Raw genomic sequence first — 17,232 nt, 5'->3', positions numbered from 1 at the left:
AGGCCCGCTCCTTACTCTCCAAAATCAAGATGGTCATGAGGATCCAAGATGAGTCTCTTTGGGACGATGAAGACTGCTGTCTCCGGCATGAGTGCGCAGGCAAACCGCCTGAGTACCGTTGGTGACAACATCGCGAACTCAAGTACAACGGGTTACAAGCGTGCATCGACTTCCTTCTCGTCTCTCGTTCTGCCGTCAACGGCCGGTGCCTACAACTCCGGTGGCGTGACCACCAGCATCCAGTATTCCATCTCCGAGCAGGGCGCTCTGGAATACACGACGTCCGACACCGATCTTGCCATCCAGGGCGACGGCTTCTTCATCGTTCAGGACGATGCCGGTAACTCCTTCCTGACCCGCGCCGGCTCCTTCACGATCGACGACAACGGTAACCTGGTGAACTCCCAGGGCTACAACCTGATGGGTTATTCCTATGATGGCGGCGATCCGGCCGTGGTCGTCAACGGCTATGCAGGGCTCGAGGAGATCAATATCAGCGGCAGCGGCCTGACGGCGTCCGAATCCACCAGCGGGGTGTTTTCCGCGAACCTCGACGCGGATTCTGAAACCGTTACCGGTGACCTGCCGAGCGCGAACCTTTCGACTTCCACCTATACGCACAAGAGCTCGCTGGTTGCCTATGACAGCCAGGGACGCGAAGTGACGTATGACTTCTACTACACCAAGACCAATGACAACGAATGGGAAGTGTCGGTTTACCTCAACTCCGAGGCGACTGACCAGACCGGCTTCCCCTATTCGCCGACGGGCCAGATCGGTTCCGCGACGCTGGTCTTTAACGATGACGGCACGCTGGATACGACCAGCGGCGACAGTAGCGTCGCGATTGCCGATAGCGTCAACGACATGGACGTCGAAATCGACTTCAGCGACATGACGCAGCTGGCGACCGACTTCGCCGTCAACAAGGCGAATGTCGACGGCAGCGCTGCATCCGCGGTCAAGTCGGTTGAAATCGATGGTGACGGCGTGGTCTACGCCAAATACTCCGACGGTTCGACCACGGCGATCTACCGCATCGCGCTCGGAACGGTGCAGAGCCCTGACAGCCTCAAGGTCGTCTCCGGCAACATGTATTCCGAAACGGCCGATTCCGGCGTCGTGACCATCGGCTACGCCGAAACCGGCCAGTTCGGCACGATCATCTCCGGTGCGCTGGAAAGCTCCAACGTCGACCTAGCAAGTGAACTGACCGAAATGATCGAATCGCAGCGAAGCTATACGGCGAACTCCAAGGTCTTTCAGACAGGGTCTGACCTCATGGACGTTCTCATCAACCTCAAGAGATAAGCTAGAACGGTAAGGCGCGTCACATGTCGCTCTCGTCAGCAATCAACACGGCACAGAGTATCTTCACAAACACCGGCACGCAGACCGCCGTTGTTTCGAAGAACATTGCCAATGCTGGCAACGAGAACTACACGCGCCGTGATGCGACTGTCGTCGGAACGATCTACGGTTCCCAGACGGTCACCATCCAGCGGGCCAGCGATCCGACCATGATGGGCAAGGTGCTCGACAGCATTTCCCAGCAGAGCGGTCAGGAATCGCTGCTGAGCGGCCTGGAGAGCATGAGAAGCGTTCTTGGCGGCGACGATTATTCATTGTCGCCGTCAGCCTACATGTCGACGCTGCGCGATAGCCTGCAGTCCTATGCGACGAAGCCGAACGAGGATGCGCTTGCGCAGACCGTCGTAACGAGCGCGCAGGACGTCGCCAACTCCCTGAACTCGGCCACCGACGAAATCCAGGGAATCCGCACCCAGGCCGACAAGGATATCAAGACCGCCGTCGAAAAGCTTCGCGACCTGCTCAACCAGTTCCAGGAAGCCAATGATGCGGTCAAGAAGGCCAGCACGTCCGGTTCCTCCGATGTTGACGCGCTTGATACGCGTGACGGGCTGCTGAAGCAGATCTCGGAGATTGTCGGGGTCAAGACCCTGACACGCGACAACGGCGACATGGTGCTCTACACCACCGATGGCGCCACGCTCTTCGAGAGCACGCCGCGCGAGATTTCCTTCCAGCAGACGCTAGCCTACGATGCCTCCACGACCGGCGGAGCCGTCTATATCGATGGCGTTCCGGTCAAGGCGGGCGAGGGCGGCAACACATCGGCAAAGGGCTCGCTCGGCGCCCTGATCCAGATTCGCGACGAAATCGCCCCCGAATTCCAGAGCCAGCTCGACGAGACCGCCCGCGGGCTCATCAGCATGTTCTCGGAAGTCGACCAGACGGGCATGACGGACAACCTTCCGGGTCTCTTCACCTGGGATGACGGTACGGTCCCGTCGGATGGGACGCTGGTTCCCGGGATTGCCGCCCGCATCAAGGTGAACACGGCGCTGGTGACCTCGCAGGGCGGCGATCCGACCCTCCTGCGCGACGGCGGCATCAACGGTTCAGACTTCGTCGTCAACAGCAGCGGCGGGACCGGCTACTCCGATCTGCTTGACGGATATGTCACCGCGATGGACGACGACGTGAGCTTTGACGCCGCCGCCGGCATCGACACCTCTACGGACATTCTCTCCTACGCCAGCAACTCGATCGGCTGGCTGGAAAACCTGCGTAGCAACGCGGACGGCGCGGCGGAAAACAAGGCGGCGCTCTATCAGCGCTCGCAGGAGGCGTTCTCGAACAAGACGGGCGTCAGCCTTGATGAGGAACTGTCGCTTCTTCTCGACCTCGAGCAGTCCTACAAGGCATCGACGAAGCTTTTGAACACAGTCGACGAAATGATGAAATCATTGTTGGAGGTGGCGGGGTAATTCATGGATACTTCCTCGATTTCCAACCTTTCCGTCCAAAACGCCATGCGGCTAACGATACGTCAGTCGCAGAACGAACTGGTCGATGCCCAGAAAGAGGTCGTGACCGGCACGCATGCCGACCTCGGCGTGGCGCTCGGCGCCAAGACCAGCCAGAGCATCGATCTCAACCGCGACGTCATGCGCATCCAGTCGCTGATGGATACGAACTCGCTCGTATCGCAGCGTCTCGATGCGTCGCAGGCGGCGCTGGAACAGATGTCCAACAATGCGAGCGACATCATGTCCGCCCTCGTCGCGCTGTCCGGTAGCGACGACCAGAGCACGCTGTCGACCGCCGTCCAGTCTGCCAGCAATGCCTTGCAGGCGTTTACGGGGCTCGCCAACACATCGCTCAACGGTGAGTATCTCTTCGCTGGCATCAACACCGATGTGCAGCCGATGACCGACTATACGGAGAGCGGAAACGCGGCGAAGGCGGCCTTCGACGATGCGTTCCTGACCTATTTCGGCTTCACGCAGGACGATTCAGCGGCGTCGACGATCACGGCCACCGACATGGAGGATTTCATTTCCAACACGGTCGAGCCGATGTTCACTGGCAGTGACTGGCAGACCAACTGGTCCAGCGCCAGCGACCAGAACATGACGAGCCGCATTACCAAGTCGGAAGTCGTCGACTCCTCGACCAACACCAATACGGACGGGATGCGCTACTTCGCGCTGTCCGCCGTGCTGTCGGTCGAACTTCTTGGGACGAACATTGCATCCGACGTGCGCCAGGTGGTCTCGAATGCCGCCATCAACTATGCCGGCCAGGCGATTTCCGGCGTCGACTACCAGCGCACCCAGCTCGGGCTATCCCAATCGCGTGTGTCCAAGGCCGACGACACCCTGTCCGAGCAGAAAAACATCATCGAAACGCACCTTAGCGATCTCGAAGGGGTCGATGCGTATGAAGCTTCAACGCGCGTTAACAATTTGCTTGCTCAAGTTGAGGCATCATACACGCTGACATCCAGGATTCAGCAATTGAGCCTGGTGAATTTCCTTTGATGACCAAGGGACGTCGATAAGAATGAAGGACGTGTGAAATGTACCAGTTTTCATATGCCGAGATCATGGAGGACGGCGTCGCCGACGCCAAGGATCGCGAACGGCAAGTCCTTACCCGCTCGATCGAACTTCTGCGGGCGGCCAAGGCCGCCGGCGGCTATAACCGTGATGCGATTGAGGCGTTGTTCTATACCCGCCGGGTATGGATCCGTTTCATCGAGGACCTGAAGCAGCCGGAGAACCAGCTGAATCAGGAACTGCGCGCCAATCTCATCTCGATCGCAATCTGGATACTCAAGGAATGCGACCGCATCCGGCGACGGGAAACGGACAATTTCCAGGGTATCATCGACGTGACCACCATCATCAGGGATGGCCTGCAATGAAAAGTACACTCAGAATTTCGCTGAAATCCGGCGAGCGCATCTTCATCAACGGCGCCGTGTTGCGCGTTGACCGAAAGGTGGCCCTGGAATTCCTGAACGATGTCACGTTCCTTCTGGAAAACCACGTTCTGCAGCCGGAAGACGCGACGACGCCGCTGCGCCAGCTCTATTTCATCTCCCAGATGATCCTCATCAATCCGGAGGGCGCAGAGCAGACCACGGCCATGTTCCGCAAGTCGATCACGATGCTGCTCGCCTGCTTCAAGAACGAAGAGGTTCTGGCGGAACTGAAGCGCATCGACGGACTGGTTTCCTCCGGCCGGGCGTTCGAGGCCCTCAAGGCAATTCGCCAGCTCTATCCGATCGAAGATCGCATCCTCAACGAGCAGGAAATGTCGCCGACTACGGTCGAGCAAATTCGCAGGGAGATCGCGCCATGGCGGTAGATGCAGTCAGTTCATCCACGTCCACAACGACGACCACGGCGGCCCAGAGTGCGTCGGCTTCCGCGTCGCTGAACTACGAAAGCTTCCTGCAGCTTCTGATCGCGCAGATCCAGAACCAGGATCCGACCGACCCGATGGACGCGAGCGAGCAGATCGCCCAGCTTGCGACCTTTTCGCAGGTCGAGCAGACCATCCAGACCAACTCCAACCTCGAGAACCTGATTTCGCAGACGGCCCTCTCGCAGGCGTCCAGCTATATCGGCAAGACGATCACTTCGTCCGATGGCGAGACCACGGGTGTGATTGCCTCCGTGGCGGTTGGCAGCGACGGTTTGACTGCCATCACCGAGGACGGCTCGAAGGTCACCATCGAAGCCGGCATCACGCTCGCCGCCACGGAGTGACCAGTCGCCGCTGGCCGTTTGATCCGCCGGCGGCCAATCTTCCTGTTCCGCGTCTTTTGAGGAAGGCTTTCATCTGACATGATGAAAGGCAGCCGATTCGGCATGCTGTGTCCTGCCAGGGCAGGGGAATGAAATGAACGAAGCAGACGCGCTCGACATCATGCAGTCCGCCATCTGGACGGTGCTTGCGGCATCCGGACCGGCGGTTCTCGCCGCCATGGTCGTCGGCCTGACCATCGCGTTCATTCAGGCGCTGACGCAGGTACAGGAAATCACGCTGACCTTCGTGCCGAAAATTCTCGCGATCTTCGTCACCGTCGCGATTTCCGCCCCCTTTATCGGCGGCCAGATTTCGCTTTTCACCGACCTTGTCTTCTCCCGCATTCAATCCGGTTTCTGATCTGTCCTGAGCGCGTATCGCCTAGCGGCGGACCCCTCCTGACGGTCGCGTTTCACCCTCGCGCAAGCTTCGATGGCTAACCCTGTCGTCACGATCGCGGGGCATCTGGCTTGCCCTTGAAAAAACCTCTCATGAAGAGACGGGACCGTAAATGGCGCAACCACCAGCTCTACCGCTTCCCAAGGTCAATCCGAGCGGACGTGACGTCGGCTTCGCCGCCGGCATCGTGCTTATTCTCTGTATCCTCTTCCTGCCGATCCCGACCTTCCTCATCGACATGGGGCTGGCCTTCTCGATCGCGCTGTCGGTCCTGATCCTCATGGTGGCGCTGTGGATCCAGAAGCCGCTCGACTTCTCCTCCTTCCCGACGATCCTGCTGATCGTGACGATGACGCGCCTGGCGCTGAACATCGCCACCACGCGCGTGATCCTGTCGAACGGCAATCAGGGCGACCATGCCGCCGGTGGCGTGATCGCCGGCTTCTCGAAGCTCATCATGTCCGGCGACTTCGTCATCGGTCTCATCGTCTTCCTCATCCTGATCGTGGTGAACTTCATCGTCATCACCAAGGGCGCGACGCGTATCGCGGAAGTCGGCGCGCGCTTCACCCTCGATGCCATTCCAGGCAAGCAGATGTCGATCGATGCCGACCTGTCGGCGGGCATCATCGACGAAAAGGAAGCGCAGCGCCGCCGCCGCGAACTGGAAGAGGAAAGCTCCTTCTTCGGTTCGATGGACGGTGCCTCGAAGTTCGTGCGCGGCGACGCCGTTGCCGGCCTGCTGATCACCGGCATCAATATTTTCGGCGGCATCATCATCGGTTACTTCCGCCACGGCATGCAGATCGGCGAGGCGGCCGACGTCTTCGTCAAGCTCTCCGTCGGCGACGGCGTGGTCTCGCAGATCCCGGCGCTGATCGTCTCGCTCGCCGCCGGCCTCATCGTCTCGCGTGGCGGCACGCTCGGCTCGACCGACAAGGCCGTCGTCGAGCAGCTGAGCGGCTATCCCCGCGCGCTTTCGGTGGCCGCCGCGCTGATGGGCCTGCTGGCATTGATGCCGGGCCTGCCATTCATCCCCTTCACCGTCCTCGGCGGCATCATGGCCTTCGGTGGCTGGTATATTCCGCGCCAGATCGAAGCCGAGAACAAGGTGGTCCGCGATCAGGAAGAAAAGAAGGTGATGCAGACGAAGGAGCAGGAAAAGGACTCCGTCAAGTCTGCTCTGAAAACCGCGGAAATCGAATTGGCGCTCGGCAAGCTGGTCTCGACCCGCCTGCTAGGACAGCACCAGGAACTCGCCTTCCGCGTCGGCAAGATGCGCAAGAAATTCGCCTCGCAATACGGCTTCGTCGTTCCGGAGATCAAGGTGTCCGACGACATTGCCATCCAGGAAAAGACCTACCAGATCCGCATCCACGGCACGACGATCGCCTCCAACCAGCTACGCGTCGGCGAAGTCATGGTTGTCACCGGTGCCGGACGCAAGCCGTCCGTGCCGGGCGATGAGATCCGCGAGCCCGCCTTCGGCATGCCGGCTGTCTCCATCCTCGAGACATTCACCGAGGATCTGAAGCGCGAGGGTTTCCATCCGATCGACAACGTGTCCGTCGTGCTTACCCATCTGAGCGAGGTGATCCGCAACAACCTGCCTCAGCTCCTGTCCTACAAGGACGTGAAGGTGCTGATCGAGCGGCTCGATCCCGAATACAAGAAGCTCGCCGACGAAATCTGCACGTCACACATGTCCTATTCCGGCCTGCAGGCGGTCTTGAAGCTGCTGCTGGCCGAACGCGTCTCGATCCGCAACCTGCATCTCATCCTCGAAGCCGTCGCCGAGCTCGCGCCGCATGTGCGCAAGACCGAGCAGATCGTCGAGCATGTCCGCATCCGCATGGCCCAGCAGCTCTGCGGCGACCTGGCCGACAATGGCGTGTTGCGGGTGCTGCGCCTCGGGCCGAAATGGGACCTCGTCTTCCATCAGGCCCTCAAGCGCGACGCCAAGGGCGAAGTCGTCGAGTTCGACATCGACCCGCGCAGCCTTGAGGAATTCAGCGAGCAGGCCACCAAGGTTATCCGTGAATTCATGGACCGTGGATTGCCCTTTGTTCTTGTCACGTCGCCGGAAACGCGTTCCTATGTACGCATGATCATCGAGCGCCTGTTCGCGACGTTGCCGGTCCTGTCGCACGTCGAACTGGCGAAAGGTATAGAAATCAAGATCCTGGGCTCCATTTCATGATTCCTGATCCGCAGGGCACTGTGCTGGCGCTGTTTCTGGTGTTCTGCCGAATCGGTGGCTGCATGATGGCCCTGCCGGGGTTCTCCTCGATCCGCCTGTCGGCGACCATCCGCCTGTTCGTGGCGCTCGCCGTATCGTTGGCGCTCTTGCCGCTGATGTGGGAAGAGGTCTATCCGCGCGTGTCGGACGCTACCCCGACCTATATCGGCCTGATCTTTTCCGAAACGCTGATCGGCACGACCTACGGGCTGATCGCCCGCTTCTTCGCGGACGGCCTGCAGTTTGCCGGCTCCATCACGGCGATGTTCATGGGCTTCAACGCGCCGCCGTCGGCGCCTGACATCGTCGAAGGCAATCCGGAAAGCCCGATGACCAGCATGCTGGTCTTTGCCGGGCTGATGATGCTGTTCGCGCTGAACTTTCACGAGATCGTCTTTCGCGCGCTGATCGACTCCTACAAGGTCATGCCCGTCGGCGCCTTCGGGCGGGAAGAGACGCAGCGCATGCTGATCACGTTGACGGACACGATCGACATGACGTTCCATATCATGCTCAGGCTATCGAGCCCGTTCCTGCTCTACGGTCTCATGTTCAACGTCTCGATCGGCATGATCAACAAGCTTGCCCAGCAGGTGCCGATCTACTTCATTTCGATGCCCTATCATCTGATGGGTGGCCTCTTCCTGTTCTATCTCTGCATTGCCGCGTTCCTGAGGCAGTTCGCGGACGCCTTCCCGTCCGTCTTCCTGGGGCATTGAGGAGGGCGCATGGCACCGAAAGGCAAATCGGAAAAGCTGAAGCGATTGGTCGCGGTCCAGCGCCATCTCGAGCGCATGGCAGAGAACGATCTGGCCAACACTGCGCGCACCCGCCGTGAACTCGGCGAGTCCATGGATGTGATCATGACGGCGATCGGTTCCATCGATCCGATCCATCGGCACATGTCGCGGAATTATTCGGAACGCTTCTCGCGGCTGATGACGCAGGAGCAGCAGCTGTCCGCGACGCAGAAGGTTCAGGAAAGCCGCGTCATGCGCGAACGCGCCAAGGCCGACCGGCTGGAGGACCGCATGCGCGACGCCCGCACGGACGAAGCGCGCGAGGCGGAAGACAACGCCATCTACGATTTGATCGACCAGGCGATCGCCTCGGCCGCATCACCAGCCTCCAGCAAGTTTCAAAAACCATAATCCTCCCGCTGATCACGCATGGCTGAATCGCACGGGAGTTGCAGTTGGCAGACGGATATTCACCGGACATGACGCTGGACGCGCTGCGCGCGACCGATCCTGCCGTCACGAAGGTGCAGGACGACATCGCGCGGATGCAGTTGCAGCGCTCCGCCGCCACCGCGCGCAATGCGGGGCAGGGCTTTGACGTGTCGCTCGAACAGTTGCGCCAGCTGGAAACGGAGGCCGGTCTCGACCACGTGGCCCAGAACGCCAATCTCGGCAAGGTGCCGGAAACCTATCGCAAGTTCGAGGCCATGGTCCTGCAACAGTTCGTTCAGTACATGCTGCCGAAGGAAAGCGAACAGGTCTACGGCAGTGGCAATGCCGGCGAGATCTGGAAGAGCATGATGGCCGAACAGTTTGCCAACGTCCTGTCCAAGCGGGGCGGCATCGGCATTGCCGAGGAACTTTACGCCAAGGATCGGGCCAAGGCCCAAAACAACAACAGTGAGTGAACGGTAGGTCATGGAAGTCATTTCCAACGAATACAGGATCAAGAGCACGCTGAACCGCCTCGAACTCATCATTGACGGCGAGAATCAGCGCATCGGCAGGGACCCGCAGTTCGACGTTAAGGCGTCGAACGATCACAAGAGCCGCTGCCTGTACGAGCTCGCTATCCTGGTGCGCGACGCACGTCTGAAGGGCCCGTCGGGATTTTTTGCTGACGATCTCAACCGGCTGAAGACAAAGCTTGCGCTGAATGCCCGGCGCGTCCATGCGCATATGGAAGCCGTGCGTTCGGTCGCCGATCTCATCAAGAGCGCCGTGCAGGAGGAAGAGGCCGATGGCACCTATTCTCAGCAGCAGTTCGGCTATTGTGACTTCTGATGGGTAAGCTGATCTTCGCCGGTCTCTGGGCCTGTGCCTGCACGCTTGTCGCGGTCTTCTTCGCGATCAAGCTGGCGACGGCGCCGCCACCGCCGGCGGAAGAGGAGCCGCGCATCGCCAATCTGGAGCTCGTCAGCGGTGAATCCCTGACCATCCCGATCATCGAGGACGGCAAGGTGACGGGATACTTCCTCGGTCGTATTTCCTTTATGATGGACAAGCAGAAGATCGAGGGCCTGCATCTTCCGATGACGCAGCTGATGACCGATGAACTGTTCACCGTTCTCGTCGGCGACAAGATGATCGACGTCGGCAAGATCAACGAATTCGACGTTGCGGGCTTCCGCAATCGTCTGAAGACCGACCTCAACAAGCAGCTCGGCGGCGAATTCATCAACGAGATCCTGGTCGAGCAGCTCGACTATCTCTCCAAGGACGACGTGAAGAAGAAGAACGAGGGCAATGGCCAGGACAAGCGGACGGTGACGAAGATCATCGACGAGCCGTCACCCTATGCGAAGAGCGCCAAGAAGGAAGGGCACTGACCGCCCGTCACGGCGCCGGCCCGGTCGAGGCCCTGACGATCAGCTCGGCCTTCCATAATTCATGGTCCGGCGCCGACATGTCGCCCGCGATCCGGCCGATCAGTCGCTCGGCAATCCTCGATCCGGCGGCGCGCAGCGAAGACCGCGTCGTCGTCAGCGGCACGCGGAAATTCTCAGGCTTCAGCATCGGCAGTTCGTCGTCATGGGCGATCAGCGAGATGTCCTGACCGAGCGTCAGACCTGCTTCCCCGATGGCCCGCACGGCACCCAGCGCCAGCACGGTACTGGCACAAAGAACGGCCGTCGGCCGTTCCGCGGCAGGTGCGGCGAGAAACGCTTTCATGCCCTTCAGTCCGGCCTCGTCGGTCATGTTGGAGTGCTGGACAAACCGCTCTTCGAGAACCAGTCCACGCTCTGACAGCGCCTTCTTGAGCCCGAGACAGCGGCGGATGGCGAAGTCGTGGTAACCGTTGCCATTCAGAAGCGCGAAGCGCCTGTGGCCGAGTTGCAGAAGCAGCCTCGCCGCATCGAAGAAGGCGGCCTCGTTGTCGACATCGAGAAAGGGGTAGTCCTCGGGATCGCCGAACGAGCGGCCATGCACGAGATAGGGAATGTTCAGCGTGCGCACCAGCGCCAGCCGCCTGTCGTGCTCGCGCATGTAGGCGAGGAACACGGCATCTACATTCCCGCTCGTCGCCAGCGCCCTGAGTGCGGCCGCCTCTTCCTCGGGATGCGCGGGCGTGATGATGAAGTGGAAGTCATGCTTGACGGCCACCTCGGAAAGGCCGTTGAGGAACTCGCCGAAGTGCACGTCCGAATAATGGCCGGGCGCCACCGGCATGACGAGCCCGATCGAACCCGCCTTTCCGGTCGCCAGCCGCTGCGCCGTCCGGTTTGGCCGGTAGCCGGTCTGCTTGGCGACCTTCATGATCCGCTCGCGCGTCGCCTCGCTCACTTCGGGGTAGCCGTTGAGTGCTCTGCTGACGGTCGTTTGCGACAGGCCGAGAAGCTCGGACAGCTGCTTCAGGTTCAAGTTTTTGCTCCTCCCAGCGTTTCTCGTGTGCGTTTCCGAGGCAAGGAAAGCACTAAAAGCGCTTTGAGAAAGCGTAGCAAGCCGGTGACATATCTCAACTGAAATCTATCTTGCTGCGATGCAAAAACTTGCTGCAATGCGAAATTTTCGCTCAAAACTTGCAAAGAACCTAAAAAAGCTTGACAGTTTGGAGGCGGACGTGGATTCAAATGTAATCCAAAGCGCTTTGATTATTTGAAGGCGTTTCGAATTTGGAACTGGCGAAAAGAGCCAGAAAGCACGGGAGGCTTTGAAATCATGAAATATTCGTTGCTGATGACTGTTGCCGCTGTGGCGCTCTCTGCGGGAGTGGCAGGCGCTGCCGAGCTGAAATTCAAGCCGGGCGAAGACAGCAAGTTCCATTGGGACAGCTATGAAGAACTGAAGAAGACCGACCTGAAGGGTGAGCAGCTCACCATCTTCGGTCCGTGGCTTGGTCCCGACCAGGCGCTTTTCGAGAGCGTTCTGGCCTATTTCTCCGAGGCGACAGGCGCTGACGTGCGCTATACGGGTTCCGACTCCTTCGAGCAGCAGGTCGTCGTCGATCTCGAAGCCGGCTCCGCCCCCAACATTTCCGTCTTTCCGCAGCCGGGCCTCGCATCCGACATGGCCAAGCGTGGCTTCCTGACGCCGCTCGGCAAGGAAGCATCCGATTGGCTCGTTGCAAACTACGCCGCGGGTCAGTCCTGGGCCGATCTCGGCACCTATGCCGGCAAGGATGGCGAGAAGGCCTTCTACGGCTTCCCCTTCAAGGCCGACGTAAAGTCGCTGGTCTGGTATTCGCCTGAGAACTTCGAGGATGCCGGCTATGAAGTGCCGCAGACGATGGAAGAGCTGAAGGCGCTGACCGAGAAGATCGTTGCCGACGGCGGCACGCCCTGGTGCATCGGCCTCGGTTCCGGCGCCGCCACCGGCTGGCCGGCGACCGACTGGGTCGAAGACATGATGCTTCGCACCACCACGCCGGAAAACTACGACAAGTGGGTTTCCAACGAGATGAAGTTCAACGATCCGATCGTCATCAACGCGATCAATGACTTCGGCTGGTTCGCCAAGAACGACAAGTTCGTCGCCGGCGGCGCCGGTGCAGTGGCTTCCACCGACTTCCGCGACAGCCCCAAGGGTCTCTTCACCTCGCCGCCGCAGTGCTACATGCACCGCCAGGCCTCCTTCATCCCGTCCTTCTTCCCGGAAGACGTGGTTGTGGGTGAAGATGCGGACTTCTTCTACTTCCCGGCCTATGCCGACAAGGACCTCGGCAAGCCGGTTCTGGGTGCAGGCACCACCTTCACCATCACCAAGGACAGCAAGGCCGCGGAAGCCTTCATCAAGTTCCTTGAAACCCCGATCGCCCACGAGATCTGGATGGCCCAGAAGGGCTTCCTGACCCCCTACAAGGGCGTCAATCCGGAAGTCTTCACCGATCCGACGGTGCGCAAGATGAATGACATCCTGCTCAACGCCACCACCTTCCGCTTCGACGGTTCCGACATGATGCCGGGTGCCATCGGCGCCGGCGCATTCTGGACGGGCATGGTTGACTATGTGGGCGGCAAGTCTGCCGAGCAGGTCGCCGACACCATCCAGAAGGCCTGGGACGGTATCAAGAAGTAAGTCCTCGCGACTTGAAAAGACTTCTCCTGCCCGGCGATCTTTGCGCTGGGCAGGAGACAAGACAAAAAAAGTCGTGAGCAATGACTTATTGGTATCTCTTGGGAGGGCACCATGAATCCGGCATTTCAGGCTGTGATCACCATCGTCATCGGCGTTGGTGGTTGTCTTGGATACTTCTACTTGTCGAATGTCTTTCTCGACAAGGTTCTGTTTCCAGCCAAAGGCTCGCACGCCGGGCGTAACATCAACCGCGCCAACATGATCCGGCCCTGGTTGTTTCTCTTCCCAGCCATTTTTGCCCTCGGCCTCTATCTCGCCTATCCGGTTGTCGCCACCATCTGGCTGTCGCTGACGACCCGCGATGGCACTTTCATCGGCCTTTCCAATTACACCCGCATGGCCTCCGAGGCCAAGTTCTGGGAAGCGGTCAGCAACAATCTGCTCTGGCTTGTCATCGTGCCGGCGGCCTCCACCGCCTTCGGCCTTCTGGCCGCCCAGCTGACCGATCGCATCCGCTGGGGCAGCATCGCCAAGTCGCTGATCTTCATGCCAATGGCAATCTCCTTTGTCGGCGCATCGGTGATCTTCAAGCTCGTCTACGACGCCCGTCCCGCCGGGCAGGACCAGATCGGCATTCTCAATGCCATGTGGCTGTCCTTCGATGGCGGTATCGGCTCGGTCATCGTCCTGCGCATCGTGCCGATGCTGCTGCTTCTCGCTTTCGCGGCGTTCGTCGCCTATGCGATCTTCAATCTCATCTGGCCGCTCGTCTCGCGCCGGCCGCATCAGCCGGATACGCCGGCATGGATGATCGGCCTGCGCGCCATTGCCGCGCTGATCGGTGTATGGCTTATCTTCCTGTCGTTCCGCTCCATCATCGAACTGTTCTTCGTCGAATACGCCTATGGCCAGCCGCAGAACTGGCTGACGATCCTTTTCTGGAACAATTTCTTCCTCATGGTCGTGTTGATCTGGATCCAGACCGGCTTTGCCATGGTCATCCTGTCGGCGGCCATTCGCGGCATTCCGGAAGAGACGATCGAGGCCGCCGTCATCGATGGCGCCAATCCCTTCCAGATCTTCTTCAAGATCAAGGTCCCCCAGATCATGGGAACCGTCGTCGTGGTCTGGACCACGATCACGCTGGTGGTCCTGAAGATCTTCGACATCGTTTTTGCCATGACCAATGGCCAGTGGCAGACGCAGGTTCTGGCCAATTACATGTATTCCAAACTGTTCGTTGCCGGCGACTGGGGCGTGGGTTCCGCTGCCGCCATCGTCATCATGCTGCTGGTGCTGCCGATCCTTGTCTGGAACGTCTACAGCGCCCGCAAGGAAATGCGATGAGGGAGGGCTAAGCCATGGCAACGTTCACACGAAAAAAATCCGGTCTCGTCTGGGCGGTTCATATTTCCGTCGCGCTGCTGGTCATTTTGTGGCTCACCCCCACGCTCGGACTGTTCATCTCCTCCTTCCGGACCTCCGACCAGATCGCGTCGAGCGGCTGGTGGGATTCGATCTTTCCCCAGCAGCAGAACATGATGCTGAGGACTGCCGAGCCGGCCAAGCAGAAGCAGGAGGGCGATGTCTTCGTCATTGAAGGCAACCTCTTCGACGACAACAACGAGAATGCCAAGTCGGATATCTCGGCCTGGGGCACCTCCTCGCTGAAGATTTCCGAATACAATCCCGGTGACACCGCCGACATGGGCAAGGACGGCCGTCTGACCGTTCAGGACAACGGTGACTACCGGCTGGAAAGCAATACCGAGTTCAAGGGCAGCCGCGGCGAGCGCGTCTTCCTGACAGCCTCCGCGCCGCCCAAGTTCACGCTCGACAACTATCGCCATGTGCTGTTTTCCGGAAACAGCACCGACTCCATGGCCAAGGCCTTCTTCAACACGCTGACGGTCACCATTCCTGCCACCATCATTCCGATCGTCGTGGCAGCCTTCGCGGCCTACGCTCTCGCCTGGATGCGCTTTCCGGGACGGGCCCTGCTGATTGCGGCGGTCGTCGCTTTGCTGGTCGTGCCGCTGCAGCTGGCGCTCATTCCGCTGCTGCGTCTCCATCTGGAGATCGGCATCGGCAAGGGCTATCTCGGTGTCTGGCTCGCCCATACCGGCTTCGGTCTGCCGCTCGCCATCTACCTCCTGCGCAATTACATGGTCGGGCTTCCGCGCGACATCATCGAGTGCGCCAAGGTCGATGGCGCGACCGACTTCCAGATCTTCACCCGCATCGTGCTGCCCTTGTCCTTCCCGGCGCTCGCATCCTTCGCGATCTTCCAGTTCCTGTGGACCTGGAACGACCTGCTCGTCGCCAAGGTCTTCCTCATCGATGCGACCGGCGACACGACGGTGATGACGAACCAGATCGTCGAGCTTCTCGGAACGCGCGGCGGCAACTGGGAAATTCTGGCCACGGCCGCCTTCGTTTCGATGGCAGTCCCGCTCGCCGTCTTCTTTGCAATGCAGCGCTACCTTGTCCGCGGTCTTCTGGCCGGTTCGGTGAAGGGCGGCTGATGACACCATATCGTTTGTTCACAAGGACCCGAAATGACTGAAATGACGCAATCCGCCGCAGCACCCGACAAGGATTGGTGGCGCGGCGCGGTGATCTACCAGATTTACCCGCGCTCCTATCAGGACTCCAACGCCGACGGCATTGGCGACCTCAAGGGCATTACCGCGCGGCTTGGCCATATTGCCGATCTCGGCGCCGATGCGATCTGGATTTCGCCGTTCTTCGCCTCGCCGATGAAAGACTTCGGCTATGACGTGTCGAACTATGTCGAAGTCGATCCGATGTTCGGTTCGCTGGCCGATTTCGATGCCTTGATCGCGGAAGCCCATCGCCTCGGCATCAAGGTGATGATCGACCTCGTGATCTCGCACACCTCCGACCAGCACGCCTGGTTCGTCGAGAGCCGGTCGAGCCGCGACAATGCCAAGGCCGACTGGTACGTCTGGTCCGATCCGCGTCCCGACGGTACGCCGCCGAACAACTGGCTGTCGATCTTCGGCGGGTCCGCCTGGCAGTGGGACCCGACGCGTATGCAGTATTACATGCACAACTTCCTGACCTCGCAGCCCGACCTCAACCTGCACAATCCGGAAGTGCAGGACGCCGTGCTCGGCGCGACGCGCTTCTGGCTGGAGCGCGGCGTCGACGGCTTCCGCCTCGACACGATCAACTTCTACTTCCACGACAAGGAATTGCGAGACAACCCGCCGCTGGCGCCCGAGCGCCGCAATGCCTCAACGGCTCCGGCGGTCAATCCGTACAATTTCCAGGAACACATCTACGACAAGAACCGCCCGGAAAACATCGCGTTCCTCAAGCGCTTCCGCGCGCTCCTCGAGGAATACCCGGCGATTGCCGCCGTCGGCGAAGTGGGTGACAGCCAGCGTGGTCTTGAGATCGTCGGCGAATACACCTCCGGCGACGACAAGATGCAGATGTGCTACGCCTTCGAATTCCTGGCGCCCGAGCCGCTGACACCGCAAGTGGTCCGCAACACGCAGGACGCCTTCATGGCGGCCGCGCCCGAGGGCTGGGCCTGCTGGGCGTTTTCCAACCATGACGTCGTGCGCCACGTCACCCGCTGGGGTGCCGAGGTCGTCGACCGTGACGCCTTCGCCAAGATGCTGAACGCCGTCCTGATGACGCAGCGCGGTTCGGTCTGCATCTATCAGGGCGAGGAGCTTGGCCTGACGGAAGCAGATATCGCCTTCGAGGATCTGCAGGATCCCTACGGCATCCAGTTCTGGCCGGAGTTCAAGGGCCGCGACGGCTGCCGCACGCCGATGGTCTGGGATTCGCACGCGCTCAACGCCGGCTTCAGCGGCACGGCCGAGAAGACCTGGCTTCCGATCCCGGTGGAACACACGCTGCGCGCCGTCGATACCCAGCAGGGCGTCGCCGGCTCGGTGATGGAGCAGTATCGCCGCTTCATGGCCTTCCGCAAGCAGCTGCCGGCGCTCAGCAAGGGCACGATCCATTTCGAGGATGCAGGCGCCCTCCTCATGTACCGGCGCGAACTCGGCAACGAGAGCATTCTCTGCGTCTTCAACATGAGCGAAACCGCTGCATCGGCGAGCCTGCCGGCAGGCAACTGGGCAACGCTCGAAGGTCACGGTTTCGACAGCGCGCGCAATGATAATACGGTGGAACTGCCGGCGTGGGGCGCATACTTCGCCCGGCGGGCGTAAA

At 60.2% G+C, this 17,232-nt stretch carries 18 protein-coding genes; 17 read left to right on the top strand and 1 reads right to left on the bottom strand.

Going from position 1 to position 17,232, the window contains the following annotated elements; translation table 11 throughout:
- Nucleotides 1-48 precede the first annotated feature (48 nt).
- The 13 genes from ACU5AZ_RS07060 to ACU5AZ_RS07000 all read left to right on the top strand — a co-directional run bounded on the left by ACU5AZ_RS07060 (nt 49) and on the right by ACU5AZ_RS07000 (nt 10,331).
- Nucleotides 49-1,311 (top strand): flagellar hook protein FlgE, encoded by a 1,263-nt coding sequence (locus tag ACU5AZ_RS07060; protein ID WP_446825306.1) that lies wholly within the window; start codon nt 49-51, stop codon nt 1,309-1,311.
- A gap of 23 nt (nt 1,312-1,334) precedes the next feature.
- Nucleotides 1,335-2,792 carry a flagellar hook-associated protein FlgK gene (gene flgK, locus ACU5AZ_RS07055; protein WP_446825305.1) on the top strand — a complete coding sequence of 486 codons (1,458 nt, stop codon included), beginning with the start codon at nt 1,335-1,337 and terminating at the stop codon, nt 2,790-2,792.
- A gap of 3 nt (nt 2,793-2,795) precedes the next feature.
- Nucleotides 2,796-3,848 (top strand): flagellar hook-associated family protein, encoded by a 1,053-nt coding sequence (locus tag ACU5AZ_RS07050; RefSeq protein WP_446825304.1) that lies wholly within the window; start codon nt 2,796-2,798, stop codon nt 3,846-3,848.
- A 38-nt stretch (nt 3,849-3,886) separates the two neighbouring features.
- On the top strand, nt 3,887-4,234 hold the full coding sequence (flaF, locus tag ACU5AZ_RS07045) for a flagellar biosynthesis regulator FlaF (protein WP_446825303.1): 348 nt from the start codon (nt 3,887-3,889) through the stop codon (nt 4,232-4,234).
- Nucleotides 4,231-4,680, top strand: a complete 450-nt coding sequence (gene flbT / locus ACU5AZ_RS07040) for a flagellar biosynthesis repressor FlbT (RefSeq protein WP_446825302.1) — start codon at nt 4,231-4,233, stop codon at nt 4,678-4,680. Before flaF ends, flbT begins: the two co-directional genes overlap by 4 nt.
- Nucleotides 4,671-5,084, top strand: coding sequence for a flagellar hook assembly protein FlgD (gene flgD / locus ACU5AZ_RS07035; protein WP_446825301.1), 414 nt, complete (start codon nt 4,671-4,673; stop codon nt 5,082-5,084). The genes flbT and flgD overlap by 10 nt, the downstream gene beginning before the upstream one ends.
- Before the next feature lie 133 nt (nt 5,085-5,217).
- Nucleotides 5,218-5,484, top strand: a complete 267-nt coding sequence (gene fliQ, locus ACU5AZ_RS07030; RefSeq protein WP_261931159.1) for a flagellar biosynthesis protein FliQ — start codon at nt 5,218-5,220, stop codon at nt 5,482-5,484.
- Between the two features lie 151 nt (nt 5,485-5,635).
- Nucleotides 5,636-7,723, top strand: coding sequence for a flagellar biosynthesis protein FlhA (gene flhA, locus ACU5AZ_RS07025; protein WP_446825300.1), 2,088 nt, complete (start codon nt 5,636-5,638; stop codon nt 7,721-7,723).
- Nucleotides 7,720-8,481 carry a flagellar biosynthetic protein FliR gene (locus ACU5AZ_RS07020; protein WP_446825299.1) on the top strand — a complete coding sequence of 254 codons (762 nt, stop codon included), beginning with the start codon at nt 7,720-7,722 and terminating at the stop codon, nt 8,479-8,481. The genes flhA and ACU5AZ_RS07020 overlap by 4 nt, the downstream gene beginning before the upstream one ends.
- Before the next feature lie 9 nt (nt 8,482-8,490).
- Nucleotides 8,491-8,913, top strand: coding sequence for a hypothetical protein (locus ACU5AZ_RS07015; RefSeq protein ID WP_446825298.1), 423 nt, complete (start codon nt 8,491-8,493; stop codon nt 8,911-8,913).
- A gap of 44 nt (nt 8,914-8,957) precedes the next feature.
- Complete coding sequence (locus ACU5AZ_RS07010) at nt 8,958-9,410, top strand: rod-binding protein (protein ID WP_446825297.1); 453 nt, start codon at nt 8,958-8,960, stop codon at nt 9,408-9,410.
- 10 nt (nt 9,411-9,420) lie between these two features.
- A complete protein-coding gene (locus ACU5AZ_RS07005) occupies nt 9,421-9,786 on the top strand; it encodes a hypothetical protein (protein WP_446825296.1) in 366 nt (121 codons plus the stop codon).
- Entirely contained in the window at nt 9,786-10,331 is a 546-nt protein-coding gene (locus tag ACU5AZ_RS07000) for a hypothetical protein (RefSeq protein ID WP_446825295.1), read from the top strand. The genes ACU5AZ_RS07005 and ACU5AZ_RS07000 overlap by 1 nt, the downstream gene beginning before the upstream one ends.
- Nucleotides 10,332-10,338: 7 nt before the next feature.
- On the opposite strand, the gene ACU5AZ_RS06995 is transcribed toward ACU5AZ_RS07000, so the two are convergent.
- Nucleotides 10,339-11,364: a LacI family DNA-binding transcriptional regulator gene (locus ACU5AZ_RS06995; RefSeq protein WP_446825294.1), complete on the bottom strand. Its 1,026-nt coding sequence runs from the start codon at nt 11,362-11,364 to the stop codon at nt 10,339-10,341.
- A gap of 297 nt (nt 11,365-11,661) precedes the next feature.
- Here ACU5AZ_RS06995 and ACU5AZ_RS06990 point away from each other — a divergent pair, with 297 nt between their 5' ends.
- The 4 genes from ACU5AZ_RS06990 (at nt 11,662) to bglA (ending at nt 17,231) form a co-directional block, all read left to right on the top strand.
- Nucleotides 11,662-13,017: an ABC transporter substrate-binding protein gene (locus ACU5AZ_RS06990; RefSeq protein WP_446825293.1), complete on the top strand. Its 1,356-nt coding sequence runs from the start codon at nt 11,662-11,664 to the stop codon at nt 13,015-13,017.
- A 111-nt stretch (nt 13,018-13,128) separates the two neighbouring features.
- Nucleotides 13,129-14,364: a carbohydrate ABC transporter permease gene (locus ACU5AZ_RS06985; protein ID WP_446825292.1), complete on the top strand. Its 1,236-nt coding sequence runs from the start codon at nt 13,129-13,131 to the stop codon at nt 14,362-14,364.
- A 14-nt stretch (nt 14,365-14,378) separates the two neighbouring features.
- Nucleotides 14,379-15,542 (top strand): carbohydrate ABC transporter permease, encoded by a 1,164-nt coding sequence (locus tag ACU5AZ_RS06980; RefSeq protein ID WP_446825291.1) that lies wholly within the window; start codon nt 14,379-14,381, stop codon nt 15,540-15,542.
- Between the two features lie 33 nt (nt 15,543-15,575).
- Nucleotides 15,576-17,231 (top strand): beta-galactosidase BglA, encoded by a 1,656-nt coding sequence (gene bglA, locus ACU5AZ_RS06975; RefSeq protein WP_446825290.1) that lies wholly within the window; start codon nt 15,576-15,578, stop codon nt 17,229-17,231.
- Nucleotide 17,232: the final 1 nt, after the last annotated feature.

This window comes from Rhizobium sp. PAMB 3182 (genome assembly GCF_052908355.1).
The sequence above is the reverse complement of the archived record's forward strand: the minus strand, read 5'-3'. Positions and strand labels throughout refer to the sequence as shown.

What these genes read in the sequence shown, in the direction of transcription:
- ACU5AZ_RS07060 (WP_446825306.1), top strand. Translation starts at nt 49, where the DNA reads ATGAGTCTCTTTGGGACGATGAAGACTGCTGTCTCCGGCATGAGTGCG.
- flgK (WP_446825305.1), top strand. Translation starts at nt 1,335, where the DNA reads ATGTCGCTCTCGTCAGCAATCAACACGGCACAGAGTATCTTCACAAAC.
- ACU5AZ_RS07050 (WP_446825304.1), top strand. Translation starts at nt 2,796, where the DNA reads ATGGATACTTCCTCGATTTCCAACCTTTCCGTCCAAAACGCCATGCGG.
- flaF (WP_446825303.1), top strand. Translation starts at nt 3,887, where the DNA reads ATGTACCAGTTTTCATATGCCGAGATCATGGAGGACGGCGTCGCCGAC.
- flbT (WP_446825302.1), top strand. Translation starts at nt 4,231, where the DNA reads ATGAAAAGTACACTCAGAATTTCGCTGAAATCCGGCGAGCGCATCTTC.
- flgD (WP_446825301.1), top strand. Translation starts at nt 4,671, where the DNA reads ATGGCGGTAGATGCAGTCAGTTCATCCACGTCCACAACGACGACCACG.
- fliQ (WP_261931159.1), top strand. Translation starts at nt 5,218, where the DNA reads ATGAACGAAGCAGACGCGCTCGACATCATGCAGTCCGCCATCTGGACG.
- flhA (WP_446825300.1), top strand. Translation starts at nt 5,636, where the DNA reads ATGGCGCAACCACCAGCTCTACCGCTTCCCAAGGTCAATCCGAGCGGA.
- ACU5AZ_RS07020 (WP_446825299.1), top strand. Translation starts at nt 7,720, where the DNA reads ATGATTCCTGATCCGCAGGGCACTGTGCTGGCGCTGTTTCTGGTGTTC.
- ACU5AZ_RS07015 (WP_446825298.1), top strand. Translation starts at nt 8,491, where the DNA reads ATGGCACCGAAAGGCAAATCGGAAAAGCTGAAGCGATTGGTCGCGGTC.
- ACU5AZ_RS07005 (WP_446825296.1), top strand. Translation starts at nt 9,421, where the DNA reads ATGGAAGTCATTTCCAACGAATACAGGATCAAGAGCACGCTGAACCGC.
- ACU5AZ_RS07000 (WP_446825295.1), top strand. Translation starts at nt 9,786, where the DNA reads ATGGGTAAGCTGATCTTCGCCGGTCTCTGGGCCTGTGCCTGCACGCTT.
- ACU5AZ_RS06990 (WP_446825293.1), top strand. Translation starts at nt 11,662, where the DNA reads ATGAAATATTCGTTGCTGATGACTGTTGCCGCTGTGGCGCTCTCTGCG.
- ACU5AZ_RS06985 (WP_446825292.1), top strand. Translation starts at nt 13,129, where the DNA reads ATGAATCCGGCATTTCAGGCTGTGATCACCATCGTCATCGGCGTTGGT.
- ACU5AZ_RS06980 (WP_446825291.1), top strand. Translation starts at nt 14,379, where the DNA reads ATGGCAACGTTCACACGAAAAAAATCCGGTCTCGTCTGGGCGGTTCAT.
- bglA (WP_446825290.1), top strand. Translation starts at nt 15,576, where the DNA reads ATGACTGAAATGACGCAATCCGCCGCAGCACCCGACAAGGATTGGTGG.